The organism is Acidovorax sp. SUPP2539, assembly GCF_030158975.1.
In the GTDB taxonomy this organism is placed as follows: Bacteria; Pseudomonadota; Gammaproteobacteria; order Burkholderiales; family Burkholderiaceae_C; genus Paracidovorax.
This window is the reverse complement of record NZ_BQXJ01000004.1, coordinates 63,045-78,714: the sequence shown is the minus strand read 5'-3', so window position 1 is coordinate 78,714 and position 15,670 is coordinate 63,045. Positions and strand designations below refer to the sequence as shown.

General features: G+C 69.6%; 12 protein-coding genes. 8 read left to right on the top strand and 4 right to left on the bottom strand.

Annotated elements, in window-relative coordinates; all coding sequences use genetic code 11:
* Nucleotides 1–43 precede the first annotated feature (43 nt).
* The gene (locus AVTE2539_RS15045) at nucleotides 44–844 is read right to left on the bottom strand and encodes an SDR family NAD(P)-dependent oxidoreductase (RefSeq protein WP_284411756.1); all 801 of its coding nucleotides are present in this window, start codon (nucleotides 842–844) and stop codon (nucleotides 44–46) included.
* A gap of 110 nt (nucleotides 845–954) precedes the next feature.
* Here AVTE2539_RS15045 and AVTE2539_RS15040 point away from each other — a divergent pair, with 110 nt between their 5' ends.
* From AVTE2539_RS15040 to cobA, 6 genes are all read left to right on the top strand, one after another.
* Nucleotides 955–1,548, top strand: a complete 594-nt coding sequence (locus tag AVTE2539_RS15040; protein ID WP_284411754.1) for a MarR family winged helix-turn-helix transcriptional regulator — start codon at nucleotides 955–957, stop codon at nucleotides 1,546–1,548.
* A 404-nt stretch (nucleotides 1,549–1,952) separates the two neighbouring features.
* Nucleotides 1,953–4,397 (top strand): nitrite reductase large subunit NirB, encoded by a 2,445-nt coding sequence (nirB, locus tag AVTE2539_RS15035; RefSeq protein WP_284411752.1) that lies wholly within the window; start codon nucleotides 1,953–1,955, stop codon nucleotides 4,395–4,397.
* Between the two features lie 66 nt (nucleotides 4,398–4,463).
* A complete protein-coding gene (gene nirD / locus AVTE2539_RS15030; protein ID WP_284411750.1) occupies nucleotides 4,464–4,862 on the top strand; it encodes a nitrite reductase small subunit NirD in 399 nt (132 codons plus the stop codon).
* Between the two features lie 743 nt (nucleotides 4,863–5,605).
* On the top strand, nucleotides 5,606–8,554 hold the full coding sequence (locus tag AVTE2539_RS15025) for a nitrate reductase (protein WP_284411748.1): 2,949 nt from the start codon (nucleotides 5,606–5,608) through the stop codon (nucleotides 8,552–8,554).
* 64 nt (nucleotides 8,555–8,618) lie between these two features.
* Entirely contained in the window at nucleotides 8,619–9,542 is a 924-nt protein-coding gene (gene ybiB, locus AVTE2539_RS15020) for a DNA-binding protein YbiB (RefSeq protein ID WP_284411746.1), read from the top strand.
* A complete protein-coding gene (gene cobA, locus AVTE2539_RS15015) occupies nucleotides 9,539–10,369 on the top strand; it encodes a uroporphyrinogen-III C-methyltransferase (protein ID WP_284411744.1) in 831 nt (276 codons plus the stop codon). Before ybiB ends, cobA begins: the two co-directional genes overlap by 4 nt.
* Before the next feature lie 63 nt (nucleotides 10,370–10,432).
* On the opposite strand, the gene AVTE2539_RS15010 is transcribed toward cobA, so the two are convergent.
* A complete protein-coding gene (locus AVTE2539_RS15010; protein ID WP_284411742.1) occupies nucleotides 10,433–11,326 on the bottom strand; it encodes a hypothetical protein in 894 nt (297 codons plus the stop codon).
* A 133-nt stretch (nucleotides 11,327–11,459) separates the two neighbouring features.
* Nucleotides 11,460–11,960, bottom strand: a complete 501-nt coding sequence (locus AVTE2539_RS15005) for an acyl-CoA thioesterase (RefSeq protein WP_284402939.1) — start codon at nucleotides 11,958–11,960, stop codon at nucleotides 11,460–11,462.
* A gap of 119 nt (nucleotides 11,961–12,079) precedes the next feature.
* Between AVTE2539_RS15005 and AVTE2539_RS15000 the strand changes: the two genes are divergently transcribed.
* Both AVTE2539_RS15000 and AVTE2539_RS14995 read left to right on the top strand, forming a co-directional pair.
* Nucleotides 12,080–13,204, top strand: coding sequence for a sterol desaturase family protein (locus tag AVTE2539_RS15000; protein ID WP_284402889.1), 1,125 nt, complete (start codon nucleotides 12,080–12,082; stop codon nucleotides 13,202–13,204).
* An 8-nt stretch (nucleotides 13,205–13,212) separates the two neighbouring features.
* Nucleotides 13,213–14,457, top strand: a complete 1,245-nt coding sequence (locus AVTE2539_RS14995) for a BaiN/RdsA family NAD(P)/FAD-dependent oxidoreductase (protein WP_284412467.1) — start codon at nucleotides 13,213–13,215, stop codon at nucleotides 14,455–14,457.
* Nucleotides 14,458–14,517: 60 nt separating this feature from the next.
* Here the strand turns inward: AVTE2539_RS14995 and AVTE2539_RS14990 are convergent, their stop codons facing one another.
* Nucleotides 14,518–15,633, bottom strand: coding sequence for a catalase family protein (locus AVTE2539_RS14990; protein ID WP_284411740.1), 1,116 nt, complete (start codon nucleotides 15,631–15,633; stop codon nucleotides 14,518–14,520).
* Between the last annotated feature and the right edge of the window lie 37 nt (nucleotides 15,634–15,670).

Here is a 15,670-nt window from a genome sequence, read left to right as displayed (position 1 = left end):
GCGGAGAACCGCGTCCGATGGCGGTGGGGTCCATGGGCGGGCGTCAAACGACGTTGTAGCGAGGGGCCGGCGTTCCCACCTGGCTGCCGGCGAGCAGCGCGGCGCGGGCCGACTCGTAGCGATCCCACAGGCCGGTGTCGGCGACGGACGGCCAGGTGACCGTTTCGCCCTGGTCCAGCCCGGCGAGCGCGGCGTCGACCAGGTGCTCGGTGGTCATCACGGTGTCTTGGTTGAGTGCCGCCAGCGGCACGCCCGACAGGTCCCAGAGTTCGGTGGCGGTCGATGCGGGCAGGACCAGTTGGACCTGCACCCCCGTGTCGGCCAGTTCCTGCTGCAGGCCTCGGGTGTATTGCAGGACGAAAGCCTTGGTGCCGCTGTAGACCGCGCTGACGGGCAGCGCATGGATGCCCAGCACGGAGGCGATGTTGATGATCACGCCCTGCTTCCTGGCGATGAAGGGGGGCAGCACCGCCTGGGTCAGCCGCGTCAGGGCGGTGATGTTGAGGTCGATCTGGGACACCGCGTCATCGGCAGACCGCTGGGCGACGGGCCCCAGGCGGGCGATTCCGGCGTTGTTCACCAGGATGTGCAGGCGTTCGTTGGTGGACAGGAGGGCTTCGATGCGGGCCAGGTCCTCGGCCTTGCCGAGGTCCGCCACCACCGGCTCGGCTTTCACGCCGTGGGCCTCGGCGATCCGGGCGCTGAGGGCTTGCAGGCGGTCGGCACGCCGGGCCACCAGAATAAGATCGTATCCACGCGCAGCGAGGCGATCGGCATAGACCGCACCGATGCCGGAAGAAGCCCCGGTGATCAATGCGACTTTGTTGGAATGGGGACGGGTCATCGGGTGTTCTCCAATAAAATTGAGGGCTCAACCAAATAAGTTGAGGGCTCAAATGTAGAACAGGCCAGCAATGCATTCCGAATAGTGCAGCACTCAACCATTTGGAAAATATGGGAATTACGAACCACCCCGTCGGTGCGGCTGCGGATGCCGACTGCGCCTTGAATCAGGCGATCGCGGAGGTCACCGCCGCGACCGGTGTGCAGGTCTGCACGAACACGTCGGTGCGCCTGGCGGCGCGCAGATTGGGGCAGCTGTACGACGACGCCCTCGCGCCCCTGAACATCAAGGCGACGCAGCTGGCGCTGATCGTCGAGATCGGCAAGTTCCAGAGTGCCGATGGGCAGGGGCCGACCCTGCAGGACCTGGCGAACCGGCTGGCCATTCAACTATCGGCGCTGACCCATGCCCTCAGGCCCCTGGTGCGCGACGGCATTGCCGAGTTGCAGCAGGACGCCCAGGACCGGCGCACCAAGCACGCCGTGCTCACCGCGCGCGGCAAGCAACTGCTGGCGCAAGCGATCGGGCGCTGGGCCGCCGCCAACGAGCGGGTCGAGGCCGTCCTGGGCCCGGCCTCGGCCGCGAGCCTGCGGGCGCTGGCCGATCAGGTGGCGTCGGATGCGTTCATGGTGGCCTATCAGGCAGAGAACCCGGCGCGGGTGCCCCCGCCCTCACGTAGCGCGCCGCCAGCAAAAGAGGACTGACCCACGCACCGGCCTGGGCGCCATGCACCAAGGCGGGTCGCCCCCCGCCCTGCCCTCGCCTCCGTGCAGGCCACGCCACACCACCTGACGCTATTAAATCAATAGCACAATGCCCTAGTGGAATATGCACTGGGGCCCGATTTCCCTTCAACCCCTCCGATCCCACCCAGACCTGGCACGCGCATTGCAACAGCGTCCCCGTGACCAATGCCGGTCACATGGCTGGCCCCTTCCAATGGCGGAAACGGGGCGGTCAGGACGAAGGCGTCCCCACAGGCAGTGCAGGCTTCAACCGCCCGCGCCCTGTGCGGACGCCTTTTTTGTTTTTGGTTTCGGCTTCGTCTGCCGGCAGGCGCTGTTCATTCGTTTTTGCAGCGCCGCGGCGGGCACCCATGGGGGTCACGATGAAAAAATCCAGGCTGGTGATGGTGGGCAATGGCATGGCCGGGGTGCGCACGCTCGAAGAGCTGCTCAAGATCGCTCCGGACCTCTACGACATCACGGTGTTCGGCGCCGAGCCGCACCCCAACTACAACCGCATCCTGCTGTCGCCCGTGCTGGCGGGCGAGCAGACCATCGACGAGATCATCCTCAACGACTGGTCCTGGTACGAGGAGCACGGCATCCACCTGCACACGGGCTTCACGGTGCACGAAGTGGACCGCGTGCGCCGCGTGGTGCACGCCACCAACGCGGCGGGCGAGGCCATCAGCGCCGAGTACGACCGGCTGATTCTTGCCACCGGCTCCAACCCGTTCATCCTGCCGATTCCGGGCAATCAACTTTCAGGCGTGCTGGCCTACCGCGACATCGCCGACACGCAGGCCATGATCGACGCCGCCGCCACGTACCAGCATGCGGTGGTCATCGGCGGCGGGCTGCTGGGCCTGGAGGCCGCCAACGGCCTCATGAAGCGCGGCATGCAGGTGAGCGTGGTGCACGTGGGCGACTGGCTCATGGAGCGCCAGCTGGACGACGTGGCGGGCAAGATGCTGCAAAAGTCCCTGGCCGAGCGTGGCATGCAATTTTTGATGAAGGCGCAGACGCAGGAGCTGGTGGGCGGGCCGGACGGCCGCGTCACCGCCGTGCGGTTCAAGGACGGCACCGAGGTGCCCGCCGACCTGGTGGTGATGGCCGTGGGCATCCGCCCCAACACGCAGCTGGCCGAAAAGATGCGCCTGCACGTCCACCGCGGCATCGTGGTGAGCGACACGCTGCAGACCACCACCGACGCGCGCATCTACGCCGTGGGCGAATGCGCCGCGCACCGGGGCATCGCCTACGGGCTGGTGGCGCCGCTGTTCGAGCAGGGCAAGGTGCTGGCCAACCACCTGGCGGAGTTCGGCATCGGGCGCTACCAGGGCTCGCTCACCTCCACCAAGCTCAAGGTGACGGGCATCGACCTGTTCAGCGCGGGCGACTTCCAGGGCGGCGAAGGCACCGAGGAAATCGTGATGAGCGACCCCTTCGGCGGCGTGTACAAAAAACTCGTCATCAAGGACGACAAGCTCGTGGGCGCGTGCCTCTACGGCGACACGGTGGACGGCAGCTGGTACTTCAAGCTGCTGCGCGACGGCCGCACGGTGGGCGACATCCGCGACAAGCTGATGTTCGGCGAGAGCAACATCGGCGACGCGGGCCACCAGGGCCACAGCAAGGCCGCCGCCATGGCCGACACCGACGAGGTGTGCGGCTGCAACGGCGTGACCAAGGGCGCCATCTGCAAAGCCATCAAGGACAAGGGCCTGTTCACGCTGGACGACGTGAAAAAGCACACCAAGGCCAGCGCCAGCTGCGGCTCGTGCACGGGCCTGGTAGAGCAGATCATCATGTTCACGGCCGGAGGCGACTACTCCGCCACGCCCAAGACCAAGGCCGTGTGCGGCTGCACCGACCACGGCCACCAGGCGGTGCGCGATGCGATCCGCGCCAACAAGCTGCTGTCCATCGGCGACGTGTTCGCCTTCCTGGAATGGAAGACGCCCAACGGCTGCGCCACCTGCCGCCCGGCCGTCAACTACTACCTCATCAGCACCTGGCCGAAAGAGGCCAAGGACGACCCGCAAAGCCGCGCCATCAACGAGCGCAGCCACGCCAACATCCAGAAGGACGGCACGTACAGCGTGATCCCGCGCATGTGGGGCGGCGAGACCACGGCCAGCGAACTGCGCCGCATCGCCGACGTGGTGGACAAATACCAGATCCCCACCGTGAAGGTGACCGGCGGCCAGCGCATCGACCTGCTGGGCGTGAAGAAGGAAGACCTGCAGGCCGTGTGGAAGGACATCGGCATGCCCAGCGGCCACGCCTACGCCAAGGCCCTGCGCACGGTGAAGACCTGCGTGGGCAGCGAATGGTGCCGCATGGGCACGCAGGACAGCACGCAGATGGGCAAGGACCTGGAGCGCGCCATGTGGCGCATGTACGCCCCGCACAAGGTCAAGTTCGCCGTGAGCGGCTGCCCGCGCAACTGCGCCGAGAGCGGCATCAAGGACGTGGGCATCATCGGCGTGGACAGCGGCTGGGAGATGTACATCGCCGGCAACGGCGGCATCAAGACCGAGGTGGCGCACTTCTTCACCAAGCTCAAGACCGCGGCCGAGGTGCTGGAGTACACCGGGGCTTTTTGCGAGCTGTACCGCCAGGAAGGCTGGTACCTGGAGCGCACGGTGCACTACGTGAACCGCGTGGGCCTCGATCACGTGAAAAAACGCATCCTCGAAGACCACGAAGGCCGCAAGGCGCTGTGGGAGCAGCTGCAGTTCGCGCTGGACGGCGAGCCCGACCCGTGGTTCGACTTCCAGGAAGCCAGCGTGGACACGCGGCAGTTCGCCGCCATCGCGCCGTGAGCCCCGGCCCAGCCATTGCCACCACCCCTTTCATTCATTCATCCCCCCGATTCGCAAGGAGCCGCCATGAGCGACTGGAAATACATCTGCCGTGTGGACGACATTCCCGTGCTGGGCTCGCGCCGCGTGGCGCGGCCGCAGGGCCTGGACGTGGCGGTGTTCCGCAACGGTGCGGACGAGGTGTTCGCGCTGCTGGACCGGTGTCCGCACAAGGGGGGGCCCCTGTCGCAGGGGATCGTGTTCGGGACGAGCGTGGCGTGTCCGCTGCACAACTGGACGATCGGGTTGTGCGATGGGCAGGCTTCGGCGCCGGACGAGGGGTGTACGCCGAAGTTTGCGGTGAAGGTGGAGGGGGGGGAGGTGTTTTTGGATGCGGGGGAGTTGGCGGGGCATGCGGTGGAGTTTTTGCGGCCGGTGGCGGGGCCGTTGAGGCGGGGTGTTGTTGGTTCTGGGTTGGATGCTTGAGGCTGGCTGTGTTTTGTTTTTGCGGTGGCTGCGGATTTTTCTCCCGGGGCCGGGTCTCGGCCCGGCGGCCGAGGTACTTTTCTTTGCTTCGCCAAAGAAACGTACCCAAAAGAAAGGCGACCCTACTGGCTGCGTCCCTGCGCTTCGCTCCGGGCAACCTGCGGTGCTCGCGGCTGGCGGGGTCCGCGCAAACTCGCTCCACTGCGTTGCGCTCAGACAGCGCGCGGCCCTTTTTCCGCCAGCCGCTGCGCTCCTCGGCGCATCCAGAAGGGAACCCAACAGCCCACACACGGGCCATCGCTGCGCTCGGCCCCCAACGCGCAGGCGCTGCGCGCCGCGAAGGCCGGGCCGAGCGCAGCGATGGCCCGGCTGGCGGGTTCCCTTCTGGATGCGCCGAGGAGCGCAGGGCGCGGGGCGGGCAGGTGTGCCGCAGGACACACCTGCCTTCGTCATCTGACTCGCTGCGGTTGTCCGAGCGGAGTTCACGCAGTGAACGCAGCGAGTTCCGCAGCGCGACCCGCGACCGAGCACCGCAGGTTTCCCCGTTCGCCGAAAGGCGAACGGGGACGCAGCCAGCAGGGTCGCCTTTTCTTTGCTTACTTTCTTTTGGCGAAGCAAAAGAAAGTGAGTGCGCCGCCGGGCGCAACTCCCGGCCCCGGAACGTAACCATCCAGCAACTACAAAAACAATAGCACCCCACCCAACAAAAAACCCGGCAACCAGCCCAACAAAAGACCCACGCCATGACCCAAACCCAATCCACCTGCCCCTACTGCGGCGTAGGCTGCGGCGTGATCATCGAATCCACCGGCCCCCAGATCACCGGCGTGAGAGGCGACCCCACCCACCCCGCCAACTTCGGCCGCCTGTGCACCAAGGGCTCCACCCTCCACCTCACCGCCGCCAGCCCCGTCACCCTCCAGACAAGACTGCTCACCCCCCAGCACCGCCCCCAGCGCGGCGACAAACCCCAGCCCATCGCCTGGGAAGCAGCCCTCGACACCGCCGCACAAAAATTCGCCGACACCATCGCCCGGCACGGCCCCGACGCCGTCGGCTTCTACGTCTCCGGCCAGCTCCTCACCGAGGACTACTACGTCTTCAACAAGCTCGCCAAGGGCCTGGTTGGCACCAACAACATCGACACCAACTCGCGCCTGTGCATGAGCAGCGCCGTGGCCGGCTACAAAACCACGCTCGGCGCCGACGCGCCGCCCACCTGCTACGACGACGTGCAGCACGCGCAGTGCCTCTTCATCGTGGGCAGCAACACCGCGTGGGCGCACCCCATCCTGTTTCGCCGCATCGAGGACGCCAAGGCCGCCAACCCGGGCATGAAGATCATCGTGGCCGACCCGCGCCGCACCGAGACCGCCGGGCTGGCCGATCTGTTCCTGCCCATCCAGCCGGGCAGCGACGTCATGCTGTTCCACGGCATGCTGCACCTCATGCTGTGGGAAGGCTGGGTGGACAGCGCCTACATCGCCGCGCACACCACCGGCTTCGACGCGCTCAAGGCCGTGGTGCGCGACTGCACGCCCGCCCGCGTGGCCGAGGTGTGCGGCATCAGCGAGGCGGATCTGGCCACCGCCGCGCGCTGGTTCGCCGGTGTCGGCAATCACCCGGGCGCGGGGGCCGCCACGGCCGCGCGCCAGCCCACGCTCAGCCTTTACTGCCAGGGCCTGAACCAGAGCACCAGCGGCACGGCCAAGAACGCCGCCCTCATCAACCTGCACCTGGCCACGGGCCAGATCGGCCGACCGGGCGCGGGGCCGTTCTCGCTCACCGGGCAGCCCAACGCCATGGGCGGGCGCGAGGTGGGGGGCCTGGCCAACCTGCTGTCGGCCCACCGCGACCTGGCCAACCCGCAGCACCGCGCCGAAGTGGCCGCCCTGTGGGGCGTGCCCGAGGTGCCGGGCACGCCCGGCAAGACCGCCGTGGAGATGTTCCAGGCCGCGGCCGACGGCGAGATCCGGGCGCTGTGGATCGCCTGCACCAACCCGGCGCAGAGCCTGCCCGACCAGGCCACCGTGCGCCGCGCGCTGGAGCGCGCCGAGTTCGTGGTGGTGCAGGAGGCCTTCGCCACCACCGCCACCGCGCAGTACGCCGACCTGCTGCTGCCCGCCACCACCTGGGGCGAGAAGACCGGCACGGTGACCAACAGCGAGCGCCGCATCTCCCGCGTGCGCCCCGCGGTGCCTGCGCCCGGCGACACGCGCCACGACTGGGCCATCGCCGTGCAGTTCGCCCACCGGCTGGAGGCGCGGCTGCGCCCGGGGCGGCCCACGCTCTTTCCGTATGCCACTGGCGACGGCGAGGCCGAGCGCGGCGCCGAGGCCGTGTGGAACGAGCACCGCGAGACCACGCGCGGGCGCGACCTGGACATCACCGGCCTGTCGTGGGCGCTGCTCGATGCGCAGGGCCCGCAGCAGTGGCCCTTCCCGGCCGGCACCGCCGACAAAACCGATGCCGATGCCGATCCTTCGGCCCCGCCCCGCCCGCTGGGCAAAGCGCGCCTGTACGAAGACGGCGTGTTCCCCACCCCCGACGGCCGCGCGCGCTTCGCTGCCAACGCCTGGCAGCCGGTGGCCGAGCCGCGCCAGGCGCGCTACCCGTTCAGCCTGACCACCGGCCGCCTGCGCGACCAGTGGCACGGCATGAGCCGCACCGGCACGCTGGGCCGCCTGTTCGGCCACGTGGCCGAGCCCAGCGTGCAGATGCACCCGCAGGACATGGCGCGCCGCCAGTTGGCCGAGGGCGATCTGGTGCACGTCACCAGCGCGCGCGGCGCCATCGTGGTGCCGGTGCAGGGCAGCACCGACGTGGGCCTGTCGCAGGCCTTCATCGCCATGCACTGGGGCAGCGAATACCTGAGCGGGCAGTCGTCCACCGGCACGCCGCTGGCGGGCGTGAACGCGCTCACCACGCCCGCCTTCTGCCCCACCTCCAAGCAGCCCGAACTCAAGCACACCGCTGTCAAGATCCTGAAGGCCGAGCTGCCCTGGCGGCTGCTCGCCATGGCCTGGCTGCCGGCCGACAGCGCCCTGGCCGCGCGCGAGGCGCTGGCCGCGCTGATGCCCGCCCTGCCCTTCGCCAGCTGCGTGCCCTTCAGCAACAACGCCCCTCTGGCGGGCCCGCAGCGCGAGCGCCACGGCGTGCTGCTGCGCGCCGCCGGCCACGAGCCCGCGCCCGATGCGCTGATCGAACGCATCGAGGCCCTGCTGGGCCTGGACACCCGCGACACCCTGCGCTACGCCGACCGCCGCCGGGGCCAGCGCCGCGCGCTGCGGCTGGAGCGCCAGGGCGGCGACAGCCTGCTGGCCGGCATGCTGCTGGCCGGCGACACCCGGGCGGAGGTCTGGCTCAAGACCCTGCTGCAGGAAGAACTGCCCGCGCAAGGCTACGGCCGCCTGCTGCTCGTGCCCGGCGCCCAGGCGCCCTCCGGCGCGCAGGCCGTGCAGTCGCGCGGCAAGCCCGTGTGCTCCTGCCTGAACGTGACCGACGCCGCCATCACCGCCCACCTGGCGCAGTGCCACGGCACCGACGCCGACCGGCTCGCGCAGCTGCAGGGCGCGCTGCGCTGCGGCACCCAGTGCGGCTCGTGCGTGCCCGAGCTGAAACGCATGGTGCGCGCCACCGGGCCGCTGGCCCCCGCCACCCCGCAGGCCCCCGCCGCCGCCCTCTCCATATAACCAAAAGTTGGCAGAAGTGGGGGAGAATCCGGTCCCCTTCGATCCGCCAGAAAAACCCCACGCCATGGCCATCAGCCACTATCTCAAGGACCTCGGCCGCGGCGCGCGCGGCGCCCGCGCCATCGGCCGCGAGCAGGCCAACGACCTGTTCGGCCAGGTGCTGGACGGCCAGGTCACCGACCTGGAGATCGGCGCCTTCTGCATCGCCATGCGCATCAAGGGCGAGACCGCCGAGGAGATGTGCGGTTTTCTCGATGCCACCCACGCGCGGCTGGCCCGCCTGCCCGCCAGCGACCGGCCCGTGGTCGTGCTGCCCAGCTACAACGGCGCGCGCAAGCTGCCCGTGCTCACCCCGCTGCTGGCGCTGCTGCTGGCGCGCGAGGGCCTGCCCGTGCTGCTGCACGGCATGCGCACCGAGGCGCGGCGGGTTTTGGCATCGGATGTGCTCGACGCCCTAGGAATATCTGCCCTGGATGCTCCTGAAAAGATAGCAAACGGCACCGTGACCCACATTCACACCGAAGCCCTGCACCCGGGCCTGGCCCGCCTGCTGGCCGCGCGCGAAGCCATCGGCCTGCGCAACCCGGGCCACAGCGTGGTCAAGCTGATGAACCCCTGCGCCGGGCCGTCGCTGGTCGTCACCGCCTACACCCACCCCGAATACCAGGAGATGCTGCACGCCACCTTCGGCACGCTGGGCATGAACGCCCTGCTCTCGCGCGGGCTGGAGGGCGAAGTGGCCGCCGATCCGCGCCGAACGCCCCGTTACGACGCCTTCGTCGCCGGCGCGCACCATCTGTGGGAAGAGCAGCAGCCCGGCACCGCCAGCGAGGTGCCCGGCCTGCCCCAGGACATCGACGTGGACACCACCGCCCGCTACACGCGCCAGGTGCTCGACGGCGCGCTGCCGGTGCCTGCGCCGCTGTCCCGTCAGGTGGAACACATCTTGCGTCTGGCCGGGCAAATCCCTTTGGAGACAAACCCATGAATCGCCCATCCACTCCCGCCTTCGAAGGCGTCGCCCCCGGCCGCTGCACGCTGGTCGGCGCCGGCCCGGGCGATCCGGAACTGCTCACCATCAAGGCCCTCAAGGCCATCCAGGCCGCCACCGTGCTGCTGGTGGACGACCTGGTCAGCGACGAGATCGTGGCCATGGCCCCGCCCGGCGCGCGCATCGTCCACGTGGGCAAGCGCGGCGGCTGCAAGAGCACGCCGCAGGCCTTCATCGAAAAGCTCATGGTCATGGCCGTGAACGAGGGTGAGAACGTCGTGCGCCTGAAGGGCGGCGACCCGTTCATCTTCGGGCGCGGCGGCGAAGAGGTCGAGCACCTGCGCGCGGCCGGCATCGACGTGCAGGTGGTCAACGGCATCACCGCGGGCCTGGCCGGCATGACGCTGCTGGGCACGCCCCTCACCCACCGCGAGCACGCGCATGGCGTGGTGTTCGTCACCGGCCACGCCAAGCCCGGCGACGCCGGCACCGACTGGCGCCAGCTGGCCGCCACCGCGCGCGATGCACGCCTCACCCTGGTCATCTACATGGGCGTGAGCAGCGCCGCGCACATCCAGCAGGAGCTGCTCACCGGCCTGCCCGCCAGCACCCCCGTGGTCGTCATCCAGCACGTGAGCCTGCCCCAGCAGCGCCACGCGCTCACCACCCTGGGCGAGTTGCACGCCACCATCGAGCGCGAGCAGCTCGCCAGCCCCTCGGTCATCGTCGTGGGCGACGTGGTGAGCGGCGTGGCGGCGGCCAGGGGCAGCACCCGCAGCGCGGCCCCCCTGCCCTCCGCGAAGCGCAACGCAGCGGGCGGCTGAGGCGCGCGGCGGGCTGCGGGCAAGCGACCGCGATGCGCCGATGCATCGTCGACGCGCCCGCGTTCACGGCGCCCCGATGAGCCGCACCTCCACCGCCATCCCGCCCTCCTCGAAATGCCGCGCCACCTGGGCCATCTGCGGGGCGCCGCGGTCGGGGTGCCTGGAGTAGCGGCCCGACTGGTTGGTGATGAAGAACGTCTCGCGCTGGGCATCCCACAGCAGCTCGCCCGAGATGCGGGTCTGCTTGCCCCACCAGCCTCCGGTCGCCTCGTCCCGGGTTCCCGCGACCAGTGAAGGGTGGCCCATCCGGCGCTCCTTGCCGGCGGGCTCGCCGGCCGGCGTCTCGACCCGCGCGTGCGGCCCCAGGTGCAGCGTGGCGCCCATGCCGATCGACCACAGGACCGGCGTTCCCTCCCGGATGGCCTGCAGGTCCAGCACCTCGGGCAGCCGCACGCCACCGGGGTTGCCCAGCGGGATGGAGACGCGCTGCGGGTGCAAGGCCTCTTCCCAGGGGTGGATCTGCGGGTGGCCGTTCTTGACCCGGGCCGATTGCAAGGTGCCCCAGTCGCGGTCCAGCCCCCGGGCCGCTGCCTCGCCGACCAGCTGCGCGAACGGCATGGCGTCCGCGGAATGCGCCGGCCGGCTGTCGGGCGAGGCCGAACGCGCCCGCCGCGGTGCCGCCTCCGTCTCCGCAGCCCGCCCCTGGGGCCGCCCCGGCTGCGGCAACGCCGTGGGGTCGATCCTGCGCCGCTTCGCGCCCGAGGCGCTGGTCCCGGCGCCCGCCGCCCGCGCCCGGGTGTCGACCGGAAACCCGGCGGGCGGCTCCGCGCTGCGCGCACGGCGCCGTGGCGGCAAGGCAGCAGCGGGTGACACGGGTGCGTGGGATGCAGTGGATGGGGTGGTCAAGGCCGGGGCCGCAGCGCTGGCGCTGGACCCGGCCCGGTCGGTGGTTTTCATGGCTCGCTCCCTTAGGCGCCCCGCCCTCGGGCGGGCGGTGGGGGAGCATGGTGGGCGGCAGGCCCGACCGGGGCATGCCACCATGCGAAGCCGTGCGCGCACCGGCGCACGGCCACCGCGTCTCTGACGTCTCCTACAGGCCGGCCGGCCCCGCCGCCGCCAGCCGCACCTGCTCGAAGCGCTCGGCCTGCTCCTTGCGCAGGGCCTTGCGCAGCAGCGCGGCCTCCCAGCGGCGGCGCTCGTCGGCGGTGGAGGGCGACAGGGGCGGCACGGCGACGGGCTTGCGGTCCTCGTCCACGGCCACCATGGTGAAAAAGCAGCTGTTCACGTGGCGCACCACCTGGGTGCGGATGTTTTCGGCCACCACCTTGATGCCCACTTCCATCGACGAGTTGCCGGTGTAGTTCACGCAGGCCAGGAAGGTGACGAGCTCGCCCACGTGGATCGGCTGCAGGAAGGTGACCTGGTCCACGCTGAGCGTGACGGCGTAGCAGCCCGAGTAGCGCGTGGCGCAGGCGTAGGCCACCTGGTCCAGCAGCCGCAGCACCGCGCCGCCGTGCACGTTGCCCGAGAAGTTGGCCATGTCGGGGGACATCAGCACGGTCATGCTGAGCTGGTTGGCCGGAAGGTTGATCGTCATGGCGCGCGATTTTAGAAGCGCGAGGGCCCGCGGCACGGGCCTTGCGTGGCGCGGATCGGGCCGGTGATGCGGCTTCGCTACACTCGCGCCCGGCGTTCCCGCCCGGAGAAAAAATGCTCGACAAACTCAACGAACTCACCGCCAGCCATGGCGAACTGCGCACCGGCCGCGGCCTGGTCTCGGGCGTCATCGCCCTGTCGCTGGCCATCCTGTGCATGCTGGGGGTGCTGGCCTTCCACTTCCCGCAATACCTCACCACGCCGGAGCTGCGCAAGAGCTACAACGTGGACGTGATCCGCATGATCATGCTGGCCGCGCTGGTGGCGGCGGGCGGCATCTCGCTCGTCAACATGCTGTTCAACCGCTCGCGCTGGCTGTCGGCGGCGGCCTTCCTGCTGGTGGTGTCCACCGCGCTGCTGGGCGGGCACAAGGTGCCGGTGAACGACTTCGCGGACAACACGCCCTACATCGGCCTGGACTGGTTCATCCTCGACCTGCTGGGCAGCGCGCTGATCTTCATCTTCATCGAAAAGCTGTTCGCCCTGCGGCGCGACCAGCCGGTGTTCCGCGCCGAGTGGCAGACCGACTTCCACCACTTCATCGTGAACCACATGGTGGTGGGCTTCGTGCTGCTGGCCACCAACCTGCTGGTGCACAAGTTCTTCGGCTGGGCCGCGAGCGACGGCGTCCGCGGCTGGGTGCAGGGGCTGAACTTCTGGGTGGCGCTGTTCCTCATCATCCTGGTGGCCGACCTGGTGCAGTACTGGACGCACCGGGCCTACCACGAGGTGCCGGTGCTGTGGCGCCTGCACGCGGTGCACCACAGCGTGAAAAGCATGGACTGGATGGCCGGCTCTCGCCAGCACATCCTGGAGCTGCTGATCACGCGCACGCTGGTGCTGGCACCGATCTATGTGCTGGGCTTTTCCAAGGAGGTGATCGACGCGTACATCGTGATCGTGGGCTTCCAGGCGGTGTTCAACCACGCCAACGTGAGCGTGCGCCTGGGGCCGCTGCGCTACCTGATCGTCACGCCCAACTTCCACCACTGGCACCACAGCCAGGACCAGGAGGCGCTGGACAAGAACTACGCGGCGCACTTCGCCTTCATCGACTACGCGTTCGGCACGGCGGTCAAGAGCACCAAGCTCTGGCCCGAGCACTACGGCGTGCTGGGCGACTACGTGCCCAACGGGTTCATGAAACAGCTCAAGTTCCCGTTCACGTGGAAGGGCTAGTGGCTTCCATGGACACGGCGCAGCAGTTCGACGCCGTCGTCATCGGCGCCGGCGCGGCGGGCCTGTTCTGCGCCGCGCAGGCGGGGCAGCGCGGCCTCTCGGTGCTGCTGATCGACCACGCCGAAAAAGTGGCCGAGAAGATCCGCATCTCGGGTGGCGGGCGCTGCAACTTCACCAACCGCGACCTGGACCCGGCCGCGCCGCACAAGCACTTCGTGGGGCAGAACCCGCAGTTCTGCCGCTCGGCGCTGTCGCGCTACACGCCGGCCGACTTCATCGCGCTGATGGACCGGCACGGCATCGCCCACCACGAAAAGCACAAGGGCCAGCTCTTCGCCGACCGCTCGGCGGAGGACATCATCCAGATGCTGCTGGCCGAATGCGCCGCGGGCGGCGTGCAGCGCTGGCAGCCGTGCCGGGTGAAAAATGTGGCCTTTTCGGCCTCCAGCACAGATTCCACTAGGGCGTTCTGCTATCAAATTGATACCGATCGCGGTCCCGTGCTGGCCCGCAGCGTGGTCGTGGCGACCGGGGGGCTGTCGATCCCCAAGATCGGCGCCACCGACTTCGGCCACCGGATCGCGCAGCAGTTCGCCATCCCGCTGGTGGAGCGCCGCCCAGGGCTGGTGCCGCTGACGTTCGACGGCGATGCCTGGGCGCCCTACGCCCAGCTGGCCGGGCTGGCGTTGCCGGTGGAGATTTCCACGGGCGCCAGAAAGGCGCGCATGGCCTTCCACGAAGACCTGCTGTTCACCCACCGGGGGCTGTCGGGCCCGGCGGTGCTGCAGATCTCCAGCTACTGGCAGGAGGGCCTGCCCCTGTCCATCCACCTCGCGCCGGGCACCGACCTGCCCGCTCTCCTCGCGCAGGCCAAGGCGCGGTCGAGAAAGCGCATCGCCAACGAACTGGCCGGCCTGGTGCCCAGCCGCCTGGCCGACACCTGGGTGCAGCAGGACGCGGACTGGCAGCGGCCCATCAACGAGGCCTCGGACAAGGCGCTGGCGCGGCTGGCCGAGCGGCTGTCGCGCTGGGAGCTGGTGCCCACGGGCACCGAGGGCTACAAGAAGGCCGAGGTGACGCTGGGCGGCGTGGACACGCGGGCGCTGTCGCAGCAGACCATGGAAGCCAAGGCCCAGCCGGGGCTGTACTTCATCGGCGAGGTGGTCGATGTGACAGGCTGGCTGGGGGGCTACAACTTCCAGTGGGCCTGGGCCAGCGCGCACGCCTGTGCGCAGGCGCTGCCGGGCGGCTGAGCCCCGCCGGCACGGGCACCGGCGCCAGCCCGGGCCCCGGCACGAGGCCAGGGCCTGCGGTCATGCACGCCCGATGGACGGCGGAATCTCGCTCGGTTCGCGCACGGGCGTCTGGTTGCGGTCCGCGCGGAACTGCGCGGAGCGTTCGTACGCCAGCTTGCGGGCGCGCATCACGTTGCCCAGGGGCTGGTGGTCCGCCAGACCGCGCCAGGGGCTGAAGAAGAGCCCGTCTTCCGACACGGCGGCCACGGCCTCGCTCCACGCGGTCTGCGGCTGCGCCACCAGCCGGGCCACGGTGATGTAGGGGCTCTGTTCCTGCGGCCACTCCACGGACGCGTCTTCGACCGGCATCGACTCCAGGTCGGTGCACAGCTGCACCCGCAGGTCCCACTGCGCGGGGTTCACCGCCATAAAGCGGACCACCTCCTCGCGCAGGCCATCGGGCCGGCCGTCGAAATCGACCTTCTGATCCACCAGCGCCTTCAAAGCGTCCGATGCCGGCGCCAGCGACAGCTTGGCGATGTATTGGCCGTGGCGCAATGCCGCACCCGAGAAGAAGGTGGCGCCCAGCACGTGCGTCGGGGCATGCCCGCCCAGCGAGATCAGCTTGCCGCTCTTGCCGCCGAAGGCCTCAACGACCCTCTCGGCCACCTGCAGGGTGGCCGACAGCGCTTTCTTGGCCCCCTGTGCCACATCGGTCGTGGCCGCCAGGGGCTTGAGGTTGCTCAGGAATTTCCGGGCCGTGGGCGCGGCGAAGACCGGGCTGTCCGCAAAGACGAAGTTCTGGGTGGTGTCGGACTCCGAACCCGGGAGCCGCGCGCCCTCGACGCCGAGGACCTTCAAGCCCAGGCCCCGGGGCAGGGACACCTTGTCGTCCAGCACGTCGCCCGGATTGGTGGAGAACCGCAGAATGGCGTCGTACGTGCCGGGCCGGGCGAACAGTCCCTGGGCGAGCGGCTCGGGCAAGTCCGGCAGCACCGTCAATTGCGCCCGCAGCACGCCGTGCGCCTTGGCATGGACGCTGCGGCGCGCGTGGCCGCTGTGCTCGAACGTCGTCTCGCGGATCTTGGCGAGCGTCTGGTCCAGATCGGCGAACACCTGCGCCTCGTCGGGATCGGCCTGCTCGACGGCAGGGTGGTAGCGAACGGGCGACTGGCTGGCGGGGTCTTGGCGCATGGCGGGTCCTTGGCAGTGAGAGGATTGGGGCGGGCGC

What these genes read in the sequence shown, in the direction of transcription:
- cobA (WP_284411744.1), top strand. Translation starts at nt 9,539, where the DNA reads ATGAATCGCCCATCCACTCCCGCCTTCGAAGGCGTCGCCCCCGGCCGC.
- ybiB (WP_284411746.1), top strand. Translation starts at nt 8,619, where the DNA reads ATGGCCATCAGCCACTATCTCAAGGACCTCGGCCGCGGCGCGCGCGGC.
- AVTE2539_RS14995 (WP_284412467.1), top strand. Translation starts at nt 13,213, where the DNA reads ATGGACACGGCGCAGCAGTTCGACGCCGTCGTCATCGGCGCCGGCGCG.
- AVTE2539_RS14990 (WP_284411740.1), bottom strand. Translation starts at nt 15,633, where the DNA reads ATGCGCCAAGACCCCGCCAGCCAGTCGCCCGTTCGCTACCACCCTGCC.
- AVTE2539_RS15010 (WP_284411742.1), bottom strand. Translation starts at nt 11,326, where the DNA reads ATGAAAACCACCGACCGGGCCGGGTCCAGCGCCAGCGCTGCGGCCCCG.
- AVTE2539_RS15045 (WP_284411756.1), bottom strand. Translation starts at nt 844, where the DNA reads ATGACCCGTCCCCATTCCAACAAAGTCGCATTGATCACCGGGGCTTCT.
- AVTE2539_RS15025 (WP_284411748.1), top strand. Translation starts at nt 5,606, where the DNA reads ATGACCCAAACCCAATCCACCTGCCCCTACTGCGGCGTAGGCTGCGGC.
- AVTE2539_RS15040 (WP_284411754.1), top strand. Translation starts at nt 955, where the DNA reads ATGGGAATTACGAACCACCCCGTCGGTGCGGCTGCGGATGCCGACTGC.
- nirB (WP_284411752.1), top strand. Translation starts at nt 1,953, where the DNA reads ATGAAAAAATCCAGGCTGGTGATGGTGGGCAATGGCATGGCCGGGGTG.
- AVTE2539_RS15000 (WP_284402889.1), top strand. Translation starts at nt 12,080, where the DNA reads ATGCTCGACAAACTCAACGAACTCACCGCCAGCCATGGCGAACTGCGC.
- nirD (WP_284411750.1), top strand. Translation starts at nt 4,464, where the DNA reads ATGAGCGACTGGAAATACATCTGCCGTGTGGACGACATTCCCGTGCTG.